The organism is Williamsia muralis (assembly GCF_051487485.1).
GTDB classification, from domain to species: domain Bacteria; phylum Actinomycetota; class Actinomycetes; order Mycobacteriales; family Mycobacteriaceae; genus Williamsia; species Williamsia muralis_B.
In genome coordinates, this window is sequence record NZ_JAHVCV010000006.1 from 17,756 (window position 1) to 32,395 (window position 14,640).

Sequence of the window (14,640 nt, forward strand, 5' to 3'; positions counted from 1 at the left end):
GTGACGCGCCTGCGTTTCGACGGCGACATCTCCGGGATGGGCACAACGGCGGGCGTCCGCATCGTGGTCGGGCACTGGCCGACATCACATCTGGGCGACTTCGCCGACGTCATGGTGGAGTTCGCCGACGGCGACCGTTTGCTGATTGCACCAAGCGACGAGGTTCGCGACTTCGTCACCGCCACCTACCATTTCGACCGCAGCGTGATTGCCGACGTCACCTACGAATCGGACGGCTCGCGGGTGTCGGTGCGGGCGGGCGAGCTGGAGTTGTCCTTTGTTGTCGGTTCGCCGACCCTGCTCGGACGGTTGCTCTCACTGATGCCACGTGCCGTGGTCACCGCGCCGTGGTTCTGTGCCGTCAGCGATCCGATCGCGCGGGTGTTCCTGCGCGGGGTGCGAACCCGTGGCTCAGCAGCCGGGGGTCGCCGCGAGTACTACGGTGTGCGGGGTCAGCGCCGCATCGAGTCGGTGGTGGCGGGGTGGCAGGGCAACGACCTCGGCGGATTGACCGACGTCGACCCGCCGGTTCGTTTCGGCTTCGGTTCCACCCCGAAGAAGCCTGCGATGACACTGATCACCACCACGATCGACGAGCGCTAGCCCCGGTCGACCCGGGCTTCAGCAACCCCGGCTGTCAGCGACGGATCGGCGCGGCCTTGAGCCAACGGCTGATCGCGGGGGCGAACAGCAGTGCGGTGGCGACGGCTGCTCCTGCGGCGACCGCGAGCGGCAGCCATCCGGCCGCGGCGCCGAGGACGTCGCGAGCTGGGTCGATGACCGTCCAGAACGCGACCGCACCGATCACCGCGATCACACCGATGGTCGCGAGGAGGCTCCGGCTCGACGGCACACGGTCACGCAGCCGGAGAATCCCGAACAGGCCGCACGCCAACACGAGGAACGCGACCACGCCGCTGGCGATCATCGCGATCTTCACGGTGTCGGCGAGTTCCTCGGGGGTTGCCGACAAGTTGTCCTCGGCGAGTGAGTCGGTCAGTTCGGCGCGCACGTCGGCCTGGTCGAAGCCCACCATCGCGGCCGTCACCACCAGGGCCAGCAGCGTGAGCAGCCAGATCACCGCCGCGATGTCGAGAACCCGTGGCCGCTCGTCAGGGATCGGATCGTGCAGCGGTTCGATCCGGATCTCGGGACGGGCCGGACGGGGGCGCGGAGGAATCGGATCGGGCGGTGTCACGGTCTGAGCGTAACGAGCCTGCCGCCTCAGCCGTGGACTTCCGGGGGCAATCGCCGATCTTGAGTCGGCTCGACTCAAGTATTTGCGAAAATCGGGAACAGTTTGTGCACTTGGTCCGTTACACCTCTCGAGAGACCTGAGCCGCGAAGACTCAACCCGGTTTGACGTGAATGGCATCGACCGGTAACAGTTGAGTCGATCGCGCTGAGGTTTCAGACCGAGAACCACAAACGTGAACAAATTGTGCGCGCACGGTTGCGCCGCACTGCTTATAGGAGGCAACAAATGGCTCGTGCTGTTGGAATCGACCTGGGCACCACCAACTCGGTGGTCTCTGTGCTCGAAGGTGGCGAACCCACCGTTATCGCCAACGCCGAGGGCGCCCGCACCACCCCGTCGGTGGTTGCATTTGCCCGCAACGGCGAGGTTCTGGTCGGACAGCCGGCCAAGAACCAGGCAGTCACCAACGTCGACCGCACCATCCGTTCGGTCAAGCGCCATATGGGCGAGGACTGGACCACGTCCATCGACGACAAGAACTACACGCCGCAGGAGATCAGCGCTCGCACGCTGATGAAGCTCAAGCGCGACGCCGAGAGCTACCTGGGCGACGAGGTCGTCGACGCGGTCATCACCGTCCCTGCGTACTTCAACGACGCCCAGCGTCAGGCCACCAAGGAAGCCGGCCAGATCGCCGGCCTCAACGTGCTCCGCATCGTCAACGAGCCCACCGCCGCCGCATTGGCGTACGGCCTGGACAAGGGCGAGAAGGAACAGACCATCCTGGTGTTCGACCTCGGTGGCGGCACGTTCGACGTCTCGCTGCTGGAGATCGGCGACGGTGTCGTCGAGGTCCGGGCGACCTCCGGTGACAACCACCTCGGTGGTGACGACTGGGATCAGCGTGTCGTGGACTGGCTCGTCGACAAGTTCAAGGCGCAGAACGGCATCGACCTGACCAAGGACAAGATGGCCCTGCAGCGTCTGCGTGAGGCCGCCGAGAAGGCGAAGATCGAACTGTCCTCGGGGCAGAGCACCTCGATCAACCTGCCCTACATCACGGTCGACGCGGACAAGAACCCGCTGTTCCTCGACGAGCAGCTCACCCGCAGTGAGTTCCAGAAGATCACCAACGACCTGCTCGAGCGCACCCGTGCGCCGTTCCAGGCCGTGGTCAAGGACGCCGGCATCGCCGTCGGCGACATCGACCATGTCGTCCTCGTCGGTGGCTCCACCCGTATGCCCGCCGTCAGCGACCTGGTGCGTGAACTGACCGGAGGCCGCGAGCCCAACAAGGGTGTCAACCCGGACGAGGTCGTGGCCGTCGGTGCCGCACTGCAGGCCGGTGTGCTCCGCGGTGAGGTCAAGGACGTCCTGCTCCTCGACGTCACCCCGCTCTCGCTCGGTATCGAGACCAAGGGCGGCGTGATGCACAAGCTGATCGAGCGCAACACCACCATCCCGACCAAGCGGTCGGAGACCTACACCACGGCAGAAGACAACCAGCCGTCGGTGCAGATCCAGGTGTATCAGGGTGAGCGTGAGATCGCTTCGCACAACAAGCTGCTCGGTTCGTTCGAACTGGCCGGTATCGCGCCCGCACCGCAGGGTGTCCCGCAAATCGAGGTGACCTTCGACATCGACGCCAACGGCATCGTGCACGTCACCGCCAAGGACAAGGGCACCGGCAAGGAGAACACCATCCGGATCCAGGACGGCTCCGGCCTGTCCAAGGACGAGATCGATCGGATGATCAAGGACGCCGAAGCGCACGCCGACGAAGACCGGAAGCGTCGCGAAGAGGCCGAGACCCGCAACCAGGCGGAGTCGCTGGTCAACCAGACCGAGAAGTTCCTCAAGGAGTCCGACGACAAGGTCCCGGCCGACCTCAAGACCAAGGTCGAAGGCTCGATCGAGGGCGTGCGTGAGGCTCTCAAGGGCAGTGACCTCGGCGCCGTGAAGTCGGCTGTCGAGAAGCTGACCACCGAGTCCCAGGAGCTCGGCCAGGCGATCTACGCCAACGCCGCTGCCGAAGGTGACGGAGCTGCCGCTGCCGGCGGGGCCGACGATGTCGTCGACGCCGAGGTCGTGGACGAAGGTGCTGACAGCAACGCCGGAGAGACCAAGTGACCGGTCCGGAATCCGATCCGGTAACCGCCACGGAGGAAGCTCCTCCGGCCACGGATGCCGCGGATGCGCCCGTAGACGGCGCAGACGCGGCACCCGCTCCGGAATCGGATGACACGGTGGATGCGGCCATCGACGACACGGTCGCCGATGTCGCGGGCTCGGACAAGGAGTCCGAGTTGCTCGCCGACCTACAGCGTGTGCACGCGGAGTACGCCAACTACCGGCGTCGCGCCGAGCGCGAGAAGGTCAGCGCGCAGCAGTACGGCAAGGGTGATCTCATCAAGTCGCTGCTGCCCGTCCTCGACGACCTGGACCGGGCACGTGCTCATGGTGACCTCGAAGCGGGCCCGCTGCGTGCGGTGGCCGATAAGATCACCGAGACACTCACCGCGGCCGGTCTCGCCTCGTTCGGGGCCGAGGGCGACGAGTTCGACCCGGCGTTGCACGAAGCGGTGCAACATGAAGGTCAGGGATCGAACCCGGTGATCGGAACGGTGTATCGGCAAGGCTTCCGTCTCGGCGACCGGGTACTGCGCACCGCCATGGTCGTGGTGGTCGACGGTCCGGAACCGGCAGTACAGACCCCTGCGGGTCAGACCAACGAAGAATGAGCATTCCGGCCCAGGCGCACCGCGCCTGGGCCGGGATCGCTACCAAGACTTTTGGCAGAGAACAAGATTTGAGAAAGAGAAGGAGGTGACGCCTGGTGGCTCCTCAACGTGAGTGGCTCGAACAGGACTTCTACAAAGCGCTGGGCGTTGCATCCGATGCGTCCGCCGACGACATCAAGCGGGCCTACCGCAAGCTGGCGCGCGAACTGCATCCCGATGCGAACCCGAACGACCCGGCGGCCGAAGAACGCTTCAAGCTGGTTTCCGAGGCGCACAGCGTGCTGTCCGACCCTGCCAAGCGCAAGGAGTACGACGACACCCGGCGGATGTTCGCCGGCGCACGCGGTCGCGGTGGAGCTGCCGGATTCCCCGGCGGCTACGGCACCACGGCCGGAGGTCAGGAGTTCAACCTCAACGACCTGTTCGGTGACGCGGCGGGCGGACCGGCCGGGGGCGCAGGCGGATTCAGCGACCTGTTCGGTGGCCTGTTCAACCGCACCGCCACACCCCGTGGCACCCAGACCCGCAGCCGTCGCGGCAACGACCTGGAAACCGAGACCACGCTGACCTTCAAAGAGGCGGCCCTGGGTACCTCGAAGACCATCACCATCACCAGTTCGGCGCCGTGCACGAACTGTCATGGCAGTGGCGCGAAGCCGGGCACCAGTCCGCGGGTGTGCCCCACCTGCAACGGCGCCGGCGTCGTCAGCCGCAATCAGGGCGCATTCGGATTCAGCGAACCGTGTTCGGACTGCCGCGGCACCGGATCCAAGATCGACGATCCGTGCCCGGTATGTGAGGGCGACGGTGCAACGGTCCGTACCCGCCCGATCACCGTGCGCATCCCGCCCGGTGTGTCCGACGGCGGCAGGATCCGGCTGGCCGGGCAGGGCGAAGCGGGCCTGCGCGGAGCACCTTCGGGCGACCTGTACGTCAGCGTCCACGTCTCACCCGACCGCACGTTCACCCGCAGCGGCGACGACGTGAAGGTGACCCTCCCGGTGACCTTCTCCGAACTGGTCCTCGGCACCACGGTGTCGGTACCGACACTCGACGGCAGCGTCGGGTTGAAGATCCCGCCGAACACCGTCGACGGACGCACCCTGCGGGTTCGCGGCCGCGGTGTCGCCAAACGCGCAGGCGGCGCGGGCGACCTGTTGGTGACCGTGAAGGTTGCAGTGCCGCCGAAGCTCGACGACGCGGCCATCGAAGCTCTTGGCAAGTACGCCGCGGCAGAGAAGGCCAGCGGTTTCGACCCGCGTGCGAATTGGGGTAAGTGATGAGCTCCCGCCGTGAAGAACGTGAATCCGCCGAGCAATCGGCGCGGATGTTCGTGATCTCGGTGGCCGCCGAACTGGCCGGCATGCACGCGCAGACACTGCGCACCTACGACCGCCTCGGGCTCGTCACCCCCCAACGCGCGGCGGGTGGCGGGCGGCGGTACTCCAGCCGCGACGTCGAACTGCTCCGCGAGGTGCAGCGACTGTCGCAGGACGAGGGTGTGAACCTGGCCGGCATCAAGCGCGTGATCGAGTTGACCAACCAGGTCGACGCGCTGCAGAGCCGGATCCGTGAACTGGAGGCAGAGGTCGCCGCCCACCGCGCGAGCAGTCGCGGCGAGCTCGTGCCGATGCCGCGAACCAGTGCGTTGGTCGTGTGGAAGCCGCGCCGCGAACGCGGCGACAGATGAGCACGCCGTCGGCAGGAGTCGATTCCGCCTCGCATTTCGTGAGTTCGGGTAACAGCGCCTTCGATGAGAGCGATACTCAGGTATGAGCCAGGTACTCGGGATTTCGATCACCGACCTGGAGATTGCCTCGGTGGTCGCCGATTCCGTCACCGGTGAGGTACTGGCCCGCAACTTCGTGGAGTTGACGGGCCCTTCTCCTGGGATTGCCTTCGACGCGATCTATCAGTTGGTCGAGTCCGCACCCATCACGCCATCGGCGATCACCATCGCATGCTCCGACAGCGGGATGCAGTTGGCGATCGACGACATCCTCGCCGCGAAGGTTGTGCCCGACTTCATCTTGCCGCCGAACCCGGCAGATTCCTCGGCCGGGCCGATCAAACCTGCGTGGTTCGCGCGCACCACCGTCGTCGGGACACCACTCGCGTTCGCCGAACTCGCGACCACCCAGTTCGGTTCGCGCGGTGTTGTGGTGGTTGCCGACCTCGACACCACCGGGGCCCTGTTCACCGGCCAGTCCGTCGCACTCATCGACACCTCGACCCGCACCGTCGTGGGGGCAAGCGCGGTGTCCGGATTCGGCGAACGGCTCCCGGTCACCGAGCCCGAGGGCGCGCAGACCCTCGCCGACGCGATCGCGGTGATCCCCAACCCCAGCAACGCCGTCCACGGAGTTGTGGTGGTGGGCCCGGGCGCCCAGGTTCTCGGCGTCGCGCCGTCGCTCGAATACGCCCTGCAACTACCCGTGCAGCTGGTGGACGACCCTCAATACGCGGCCGCCAGTGGTGCGGCCATGGTCGCCGCCGCCGCGGTCGGGCACAGTCGCGACAACAATCGATGGGTGCTGCTCTCGGCGAGCGCCGGTGCCGCTCTGCTACTGGCCGTCGGGGTGATCATCGCGGTCGTGATGACCGGTGGCAGCAACAATCCCGAGACCGTGAGCGACGACAACTCCGTCACCGCCACGTTCTCGAGCACCACCACCACCAAGCCTGTGACCACGTCGAAGGGGTTGTCGCGCATCTCGTCTCCGACGATGTCGGTGCCCGCCAGCAGCACTCGGACGATCCCGGCTCCGCCACCGGCGCCGCCGACCACCGTCACCCAGGCGCCGCCGCCGATCACCGTCACCCAGCCACCGCCGCCGGTGGTCACAACCACCACCACGACATCTGAGCCGCCAGAGGAGAGCAGCGAGGAGCCGGATCCGGATCCTCCTACAGATCCATCAGGTTCCGTGAGCGTCCCAAGCTCATCGTCCGCCCCAAACGTCCAGAGTGGCGGGTCGCCTTAAACCGGGTCGTGCTGCATCAAGCTCGCTCGGATGCCCGCGATGAGCAGGCGTCTCCTTGTGGTGGCCAGCATTTCCAGTGAACCCGCGAGCAGCACTTGGTGATCGGTCCAGTCGCGGTCGTAGCCGAGGACTGCGTCGGCGAGTTGGCCCTGCATCTGTTCCAAGTCAATGGCCTGGTCGTGCTCGCTCTGGGTGCTCCACCAGGGATCGGTCTCGTCCTCCACCACGGTGGTGATGGTGAGCCACGGGTTGGTCGCCGCGATCTGCCACAAGAACGACAGGTCATAGAGATCGGCCGGGTACCGCGCACCGTAGAACAGGTGCACCTGAGGCGCGTCGACCCGGCGGGCGAGTTCGATGATCATCGCCCGCAGGGGTGCGAGTCCGGTGCCGCCCGCGATCATCAACACATCGCGGTCCGGCATCAGGTGCAGGGTTCCGTGGTTCTGTGCGAACGTCCACACGTCACCGACCTGGGTTTCGGTGACGATCGAGTTGCTCACCGAGCCGCCCGGAACCGCTCGGACGTGGAACTCGAGCTCGCCGGCGGGGTTGGCGGGGATGGACGGCGAGAGATGGCGCCAGATTCGCGGCCATTGGGGTATCTGCACTTCGAGGTACTGGCCGGCCGAGTAGGTCAGCGGTGTACGGCTGAGCAGCCGCACGATGGCCAGGTCGCGGGACAACCGGTACTTCTCGGCGACCGTCGCTTGCCATGTGGCAGGGCCCTTCGCCGAATGGGCGGCGCCCCGCATCACCCCCGTGGTGAGCATCAGCGCCTGTGACACCACATTTGCGGACTCCTCGTCCCATTGGGGGCCCATCGTCACAGCGATCTCACGGGTCAGCGCCACGAGGAACTGCTGGTAGTGCTCCTCGGTGACCCCGAACTTGCGATGGTCGCGGCCGAGCTGCCCGAGGAAGTCCAGCAGATGAGGATGGCTGCTGCTGTCTGGAACCGTTTCGAGCACGTAGTCGAGCACCCGGAACAGGGTCGCTCGCTGATGGGCCATGTTCGCCGGGAAGAGGTCGCGCAGCTCGGGGTTCATCGCGAACAGCCGCAGATAGAAGTTCGCGGTGAACCGGTCGGCATCTCGTCCCAGCACATCGCGCACCTGCAAGAGCACATGCCGTGTATGGGTACCCACGCCGAATCGGCCTTCCCTCATCGCGCTGCGAACAACGCCTGTCAGCATAGATACTTCCCGTGACAGACCGTATTTTATTGTCCCGCGTTCCGCGCAGGAATGGATTGTCGCATTCGGTCGCGAACTTACGATCAGTGTGCGTACAACGCTGGGTACAGTCATTCCATGGCAAAAGGACGGGCAGAGGACTCTGCGCGATCCGAAGGGGATACGCGTTTGTCCGGTGGGGCACTGCTGGGGATCGTCCCCGGCGTCATCGACGCGCACATTCACCAGTGGGATCCACTTCGGACCCCGCGCGAGGCGGCGAAGCGTACCCGCATCTACCGGGCGGCGCCGATACTGGGCAAGGCCATCTTCCGGTACGCCGTTGCCCAGCGCGACCGCGAACTCGTGCTCGACCCCAAGTTCGTCACCCGCCCGTATCTGCCCAAGCACTACTACGCCGACGCTGCCAAGGTGGTGCCGCTGACCGGTGTTCCGGTCGAGTCCGTGGTGCACATGCAGGCCGACTGGCGCACGGACGATCCGATGGCTGCCGCTGCCGAGACTCGCTGGGTCACCAGCCTGCCGTTCGGTCAGGAGGGTGCTCCGGAGCTTGGTGCGGTGATCGCCAGAGGTGATCCGCGTGACCCCGAATTTCCCCAGCTGCTCGACATGCATCTGGAGATCAGTGAGCTGGTCCGCGGCATCCGGTGCATGGCAGCGTGGCACCCCGACCCCAAGGTGCGCAGCTGGGCCGACACCGACGGGTTGTTCGCGTCGGCGGACTTCCTCGAAGGGTTCGGAGCCCTCGCCGAGCGCAACCTGGTCTTCGAGGCCTGGGTGTACTCCCATCAACTGCGCGACGTGCGGACGCTGGCACGCGAGTACCCGGACACCACCATCGTGCTGAACCATCTGGGCACCCCGGTGGGTCTGTTCGGGCCGATGGGCCAGAGCACCGGCCACACGGCCGCCCAGCGTCACGAGCTGATGAGGGCGTGGCGCGAGGACATCAGCGCAGTTGCCCAGTGCCGCAACGTGATCGCGAAGCTGTCGGGCATCGCTTTCCCGTTGCTCGGCTACGGACACCAGCGGTCGGGCAACATCGGCACCCAGCAGACACTGACGAACATGACCGGACCGCTGCTCGAACATGCGGTGTCGGTGTTCGGGCCGGATCGCCTCATGTTCGGTTCCAATTTCCCGGCCGACAAACCCAACGCGTCGATGGCGACCATCGTCGGCACCCAACTCGACGTGCTCGCCCCCTACGGGGAAGACATGCTGCGCAAGGTGTTCCGCGACAATGCCCGCCGGGTGTACTCGATCGACTGATCAGTGACTGATCAGTGACTGGGCGGCAGGTTGGCCAGCCGTAGTTGCGACAACCTGTCGTGAACCAGCGGCACCGACGACGCTCCTTCGCCGCTGGCCGAGGCCACGCGTTTCATGGATCCGCTGCGAACGTCGCCGACCGCGAAGATCCCGGGGACGCTGGTCTCGAGGAATGCCGGGGGCACACCGTCCACCCAGAGTTCTTTCGGCACGGACCGTCCGGTCAGCAGGAATCCGTGGTCGTCGCGTGCGACCTGTGCGGGGATCCAGTCGCAGGTGGGGGCGGCGCCGAGCAGCAGGAACAGACCGGCTGCCTCGACCCGTTCGGGTGTACGGGTTCTGTTGTCGCACAGCGTGAGCCATTCCAGATGGCCGTCGCCGCCGCCGTCGATCACCTCGGTGTACCCGCGGACGGTGATGCGCGGGTTGGCCTGGATCTCACGGATCAGGTAGTCCGACATGGTTTCTGCGAGGCCGTCGCGTCGCACCGCGATGGTGACCGCATCGGCGAAACGTGACAGGTGCATGGCCGCCTGGCCCGCCGAGTTGCCGCCACCGACCACCACGACGTGTTTGCCGGTCATCTCGCGAGCCGCGCTGGTGGCTGCGCCGTAGTAGACCCCGGCGCCGACAAGATCTTCGATGCCACGCACGCCGAATCGGCGGTAGGCCACACCTGTTGCGATCACGATGGTGCGGGCGCAGATCTTGGCGTCATCCACCCGGACGTGGTGATGGTCGGTACCCACCTCGATGCTGGTGGCGCCGCGACCGCTGAAGAACTGGGCCCCGAACCGGCTGGCCTGGATGCGGGCACGTTGGGCCAGTCGCATGCCGGAGATGCCCCGGGGGAAGCCGAGATAGTTCTTGATCATCGAGCTGGTTCCGGCCTGACCACCGATCGCGCCGGATTCGAGCACGGTGGTGGACAGACCTTCGGATGCGCCGTACACGGCAGCGGCGAGGCCGGCGGGCCCTGCGCCCAGCACCACAACGTCGGAGACGGTTCCCTCGGGGATGCTGTCCGCCGAACCGTAGACCGATTCGGCCACCTGCGCGAGAGTCGGCCGCGACAGCGGCGGGCGCCCGGCGCGAGAGAGAATAGGGAACTCGGCCTTGCCTTCGACCGACGCGAGCAAGGCCCGGCCCGCAAGCGATTCGGGACTGTGGATCTGCACGGGCATACCCATCCGGTCCAGGAAGTCGCGGATCGCGGAGAGCTCGGATGATGGTCCGTCGGTGACGATCTGGATGAACGCGACCTCGGGCGCGGCCACCGACCAGCCCCAGTCGGACAGGTATTCGACTATCGCGGTGTGGAACTCCTCGTCGCGCTGTCCCTGGGGGATGGCGAGGTACGTGTCGTACTTGCCTGCGGAGATCTCGCCGCGCAGGTCGTCGAAGGAGGTGCCGAACTTGCTGGCCGGGATCAGGGCGATCCGCCGCGCGGTGGGCACCAGGTACCGCATCTTGTGCAGCAGTCGGGACCCGTTCCAGCCCTCTTCGAAGGCGGACAGTTCGGAGACGATGAGCGCCACGGGAACGTCTTGCGCGAGCAGCGTCTCGACGGTCTCGATGGCAGCGGCGGCCGTCTCGGTGAAGACGACGGAGTAGTCGCGGCCGTAGCGGCTGCGGATCTCGTCGACGATGGTGTTGCGGTTGTCCTCGGTGACCACCAGCACGATGGCGGGGGTCAATCGTTCGCCGGGTCCCAACTCTTCTGTGCCCAACACTTCTGGGCCCAACTCTTCTGGGCCGACTTCTTCCGGACCCAGTTCTTCTTCAGATGCAAATACGCTCACCGGTCAAATTTAGTTGGTCATTCGGTCCAGCGTGATTCCAAGTGTTTCCCGTGGGCCGTGTGCTGCCAAGAATTGGCCTGCAACTGCCCGTGGAAGGTGTACCGAATGACCCGCAAGATCCGGTTCAACGCGTTCGACATGAACTGCGTAGCCCATCAATCGCCAGGTATGTGGCGCCATCCCGACGACCGGTCCTGGGACTACAACACCCTCGACTATTGGGTTGAGCTGGCGAAGGCGCTCGAGGGAGGCGGATTCGACGGGCTGTTCATCGCCGACGTGCTGGGCACCTACGACGTCTACGCGGGCACCGACGAAGCGGCGATCCGTCAGGGCGCCCAGATCCCGGTGGCCGACCCGCTGTTGCTCGTCTCGGCGATGGCACACGCCACCGAACATCTCGGGTTCGGCATCACGGCGGGCACGGGATTCGAGCATCCGTATCCCTTTGCCCGGCGGCTGTCCACGCTCGACCACCTGACGCGTGGGCGGATCGGATGGAATGTCGTCACCGGTTATCTGCCCGCTGCGGCCCGCAACATGGGTGAGGTCGATCAGCTCGAACACGATGCCCGCTACGACCACGCCGACGAATACCTCACCGTGCTCTACAAGTTGTGGGAAGGCTCGTGGGAACGGGATGCGGTGCGCCGCGACAAGGAGCACGGTGTGTTCGCCGACCCGGCGAAGGTCCATCACATCGGCCACCGTGGCACGCATTTCAACGTTCCGGGTATCCACCTCCACGAGCCGTCACCGCAGGGCTCACCGGTCATCTACCAGGCCGGCGCATCTCCCCGCGGAGTCAAGTTCGCAGCAGAGAACGCCGAGGCCATCTTCGTCGGGGCGCCCACCAGGGACATCTTGCGAACCCTCGTGGAGAACATCCGCGGACAGCTGGTGGCGGCAGGCAGGGATGCCTACGACGCCCGGATCTACACACTCCTGACGATCATCACCGACGAGACCGAGGAAGCTGCCCAGGCCAAGGCCGCGGAGTACCGGCGCTACGCCAGCGACGAGGGCGCCCTGGTGTTCATGTCGGGCTGGATGGGCATCGACCTGTCGCAGTACGACCTCGACGAGCCGATCGGGAATGTGCACAGCAACGCCATCCAATCGGCGGTGGCCGCGTTCAGCCAGGCCTCCGACACCGGCAAGGAGTGGACCATCCGCGACATCGCGGCGTGGGGCGGCATCGGAGGGATGGGCCCGCTGTTGGTGGGGTCGGGCGAGAGCATCGCCGACCAGTTGCTCGAGTGGGCACACGATACCGATGTCGACGGATTCAATCTCGCCTACGCGGTCACCCCCGGAACGTTCACCGACGTCATCGAGCACGTGGTCCCCGCACTGGAGGCACGTGGGGCCTACGACCGCGAGTACGTGCCGGGCACTTTGCGGCACAAGCTGTTCGGCAAGGGAGATATGCTTCCCGACCATCACCGAGGTGCGAGCTTCCGGGTGGGCGGGGTCAACTCCACGGTGGACGACTCTTTGCGTTTCGGAGCCGTCGCACCTGCCTGACGACACCGGTCGGTCGTTCTCTCCGGTGACCGGGAGCTGAACGTCAACCGCACCCGGAATGTGCTTTCACATGCCATGATTCCGAAGAGGTCGCCGATTTCGGCGAGACACCATCAAGCAAGGAGTGGTCGGTCATGTGGGATTCATTCTGGGATTTCATCTGGTACACCGTCGTGATATTCGCGTTCATCGCATATCTGATGATTCTCTTCAACGTTCTCGCGGATTTGTTCCGCGATCACAAAACATCCGGATTGGTCAAAGCCATCTGGATCATCTTCTTGATCCTGCTGCCGTACATCACCGTGTTCGTCTACTTGATCGCTCGTGGTCGGGGAATGGCAGAACGCGCGGCTGCGTCGCACGAGGCGGCGAGGAAGCAGGCCGACGACTACATCCGGCAGGCAGCAGGAACATCACCGGCAGACCAGATCGCCCGGGCCAAAGCGCTTTTGGCCGACGGCACCATCGACCAGAACGAGTTCGAGCAGCTGAAGACCAAAGCGCTCAGTTCGTGATACGGGGCTGACGTAGGGCTCGGTGTCGTCAAACGTTGGCGACACCGAGTCCCATGCCGAGCATGATGAGCAGCGCGCCGTTTGCGCAATTCCAACGCCGACGGATCACGTCGCGCCGCAACGGTCCCGACAGCCGCGTTCCGGCAATCACCACCCCGACATAGACGACGATTCCGAAGAGGACGTCGACCAGTCCCAGAATGGCGAGTTCAACTGGCAGCGATGCCGTGCCGGTGGCGAATTGGGGTAGGACGCCGGTGACGAAAACGATCGCTTTCGGATTGAGCAGATTGGTCCCGAGGGCATTGCGGAACGCTGTCGCCGGTGCCGCCGCCTCGCGATCGCGGGAGTCACGGCGAATGATCAGGCCGGCTCCGAGATAGCACAGGTAGATGGCACCGAGTATCTGGATGATGGTGAGTGCTGCGGGCGCACGCGCGACGAGAAAGCTGACGCCGGTCACCGCGAGGACGATGTGTACCGACAGGCCCGTCTGCGCTCCGGCGAGTGCGAGCAGTCCGTCGCGGCGGTTCTCTGTGGACCACCGCAGGATCAGCAGGAAGTCGGGCCCGGGCACCACGTAGGCGACCGTCAGCACCGCGAGATAGCCCAGCCAGTCGATCGTCACCGCGGGTTGTTGCGGCGATGACGATGCCGATCGACCCGCGCGCGGTTGCCGCATCCTGGACTGCACCAGCGTTGGTTGGGCCGCGCCCGGTGAAAGAACTGACCGCAGGCGGGCGCATGACAGACCGCGAGGTTGGCGAGGTCGTCGCGCGCGATGAGGTTGACCACAGCGGCGGCCGCGTGACCCGTCAACGCGATCGTCGAATCGGACTGTGCCACAACATGTTCTGCTTCGCGTGCGTTCGCGGTGAGCAATCGGTGAACGGACGCTGCCTGTACCGCGTGATTGATGTCGTCCACGGCATCGGCAGGCAGGGACTCGCCGGCCGCGGCGCTGTGCAGGATGAGCAGGGCTGCGTCGCGAACAGACCGGAACCGCTCCAGGCAGTGTTCGTCGACCACCTCGGGGCGGGGAATCGGTGCGGGCTCCACCTCGAGCCACCCGGCAAGATCGGCCGTCGTCGCGAGCAACTCCACTCGTCGGCCGTCCTCGACGCGGACGGTGTTGGCCACGTCGAGGGCCAGGTGATCGCCCAGCCACGGCCACTTCCGCTGCAACGTGTCGTCCATGACTCAGATCGTGCCGATGAAATGGATAGGCTGTCAAAAACCATTACATGTCGGTCGCAAATGCGAGTGATGTCACGATTGCCGCCAACCGCTTCCGGGGTACTTGCGTGTTAAGGATGTAGGGAACAAGCGATTTACACGCTCCAATACCGGGGTGAACCGCCGCAGATCACTTGCTGCCGGCGTCGCGGGTTCCGGGGATGTC

At 65.5% G+C, this 14,640-nt stretch carries 14 protein-coding genes; 9 read left to right on the forward strand and 5 right to left on the reverse strand.

All coding sequences use genetic code 11. The features are described from left to right. Positions 1-603: a hypothetical protein gene (locus KXR83_RS17290; protein ID WP_437425879.1), complete on the forward strand. Its 603-nt coding sequence runs from the start codon at positions 1-3 to the stop codon at positions 601-603. A 34-nt stretch (positions 604-637) separates the two neighbouring features. Here the strand turns inward: KXR83_RS17290 and KXR83_RS17295 are convergent, their stop codons facing one another. Further along, on the reverse strand, positions 638-1,198 hold the full coding sequence (locus KXR83_RS17295) for a hypothetical protein (protein WP_437425880.1): 561 nt from the start codon (positions 1,196-1,198) through the stop codon (positions 638-640). 285 nt (positions 1,199-1,483) lie between these two features. On the opposite strand from KXR83_RS17295, the gene dnaK reads away from it, so the two are divergent. The 5 genes from dnaK to KXR83_RS17320 all read left to right on the forward strand — a co-directional run bounded on the left by dnaK (position 1,484) and on the right by KXR83_RS17320 (position 6,923). Continuing rightward, on the forward strand, positions 1,484-3,328 hold the full coding sequence (dnaK, locus tag KXR83_RS17300) for a molecular chaperone DnaK (protein ID WP_317712179.1): 1,845 nt from the start codon (positions 1,484-1,486) through the stop codon (positions 3,326-3,328). Further along, positions 3,325-3,939: a nucleotide exchange factor GrpE gene (gene grpE, locus KXR83_RS17305; RefSeq protein WP_437425881.1), complete on the forward strand. Its 615-nt coding sequence runs from the start codon at positions 3,325-3,327 to the stop codon at positions 3,937-3,939. The genes dnaK and grpE overlap by 4 nt, the downstream gene beginning before the upstream one ends. Before the next feature lie 95 nt (positions 3,940-4,034). After that, positions 4,035-5,219 (forward strand): molecular chaperone DnaJ, encoded by a 1,185-nt coding sequence (gene dnaJ / locus KXR83_RS17310; protein ID WP_437425882.1) that lies wholly within the window; start codon positions 4,035-4,037, stop codon positions 5,217-5,219. Beyond that, entirely contained in the window at positions 5,219-5,629 is a 411-nt protein-coding gene (locus tag KXR83_RS17315; RefSeq protein ID WP_247210311.1) for a heat shock protein transcriptional repressor HspR, read from the forward strand. The genes dnaJ and KXR83_RS17315 overlap by 1 nt, the downstream gene beginning before the upstream one ends. Positions 5,630-5,711: 82 nt before the next feature. Further along, on the forward strand, positions 5,712-6,923 hold the full coding sequence (locus KXR83_RS17320; protein ID WP_437425883.1) for a hypothetical protein: 1,212 nt from the start codon (positions 5,712-5,714) through the stop codon (positions 6,921-6,923). On the opposite strand, the gene KXR83_RS17325 is transcribed toward KXR83_RS17320, so the two are convergent. Beyond that, the gene (locus KXR83_RS17325; RefSeq protein WP_437426106.1) at positions 6,920-8,071 is read right to left on the reverse strand and encodes an FAD-binding oxidoreductase; all 1,152 of its coding nucleotides are present in this window, start codon (positions 8,069-8,071) and stop codon (positions 6,920-6,922) included. The genes KXR83_RS17320 and KXR83_RS17325 overlap by 4 nt on opposite strands. Before the next feature lie 165 nt (positions 8,072-8,236). On the opposite strand from KXR83_RS17325, the gene KXR83_RS17330 reads away from it, so the two are divergent. Further along, positions 8,237-9,391, forward strand: coding sequence for an amidohydrolase family protein (locus tag KXR83_RS17330; RefSeq protein ID WP_437425884.1), 1,155 nt, complete (start codon positions 8,237-8,239; stop codon positions 9,389-9,391). An 11-nt stretch (positions 9,392-9,402) separates the two neighbouring features. Here KXR83_RS17330 and KXR83_RS17335 read toward each other — a convergent pair whose 3' ends face one another. Further along, the gene (locus KXR83_RS17335) at positions 9,403-11,124 is read right to left on the reverse strand and encodes an FAD-dependent oxidoreductase (protein ID WP_437426107.1); all 1,722 of its coding nucleotides are present in this window, start codon (positions 11,122-11,124) and stop codon (positions 9,403-9,405) included. 174 nt (positions 11,125-11,298) lie between these two features. Here KXR83_RS17335 and KXR83_RS17340 point away from each other — a divergent pair, with 174 nt between their 5' ends. Both KXR83_RS17340 and KXR83_RS17345 read left to right on the forward strand, forming a co-directional pair. Next, entirely contained in the window at positions 11,299-12,720 is a 1,422-nt protein-coding gene (locus KXR83_RS17340; RefSeq protein WP_437425885.1) for an LLM class flavin-dependent oxidoreductase, read from the forward strand. Positions 12,721-12,854: 134 nt separating this feature from the next. Then, a complete protein-coding gene (locus KXR83_RS17345) occupies positions 12,855-13,238 on the forward strand; it encodes an SHOCT domain-containing protein (RefSeq protein ID WP_317712172.1) in 384 nt (127 codons plus the stop codon). A 28-nt stretch (positions 13,239-13,266) separates the two neighbouring features. Here KXR83_RS17345 and KXR83_RS17350 read toward each other — a convergent pair whose 3' ends face one another. Continuing rightward, on the reverse strand, positions 13,267-13,866 hold the full coding sequence (locus KXR83_RS17350) for a LysE family translocator (RefSeq protein WP_437425886.1): 600 nt from the start codon (positions 13,864-13,866) through the stop codon (positions 13,267-13,269). Then, entirely contained in the window at positions 13,863-14,435 is a 573-nt protein-coding gene (locus tag KXR83_RS17355; RefSeq protein WP_437425887.1) for a CGNR zinc finger domain-containing protein, read from the reverse strand. Before KXR83_RS17355 ends, KXR83_RS17350 begins: the two co-directional genes overlap by 4 nt. Between the last annotated feature and the right edge of the window lie 205 nt (positions 14,436-14,640).

Excerpts from the sequence above, each read along its gene's own strand:
- KXR83_RS17315 (WP_247210311.1), top strand. The coding sequence starts at position 5,219 with ATGAGCTCCCGCCGTGAAGAACGTGAATCCGCCGAGCAATCGGCGCGG.
- KXR83_RS17345 (WP_317712172.1), top strand. The coding sequence starts at position 12,855 with ATGTGGGATTCATTCTGGGATTTCATCTGGTACACCGTCGTGATATTC.
- KXR83_RS17355 (WP_437425887.1), bottom strand. The coding sequence starts at position 14,435 with ATGGACGACACGTTGCAGCGGAAGTGGCCGTGGCTGGGCGATCACCTG.
- KXR83_RS17320 (WP_437425883.1), top strand. The coding sequence starts at position 5,712 with ATGAGCCAGGTACTCGGGATTTCGATCACCGACCTGGAGATTGCCTCG.
- dnaK (WP_317712179.1), top strand. The coding sequence starts at position 1,484 with ATGGCTCGTGCTGTTGGAATCGACCTGGGCACCACCAACTCGGTGGTC.
- KXR83_RS17330 (WP_437425884.1), top strand. The coding sequence starts at position 8,237 with ATGGCAAAAGGACGGGCAGAGGACTCTGCGCGATCCGAAGGGGATACG.
- KXR83_RS17340 (WP_437425885.1), top strand. The coding sequence starts at position 11,299 with ATGACCCGCAAGATCCGGTTCAACGCGTTCGACATGAACTGCGTAGCC.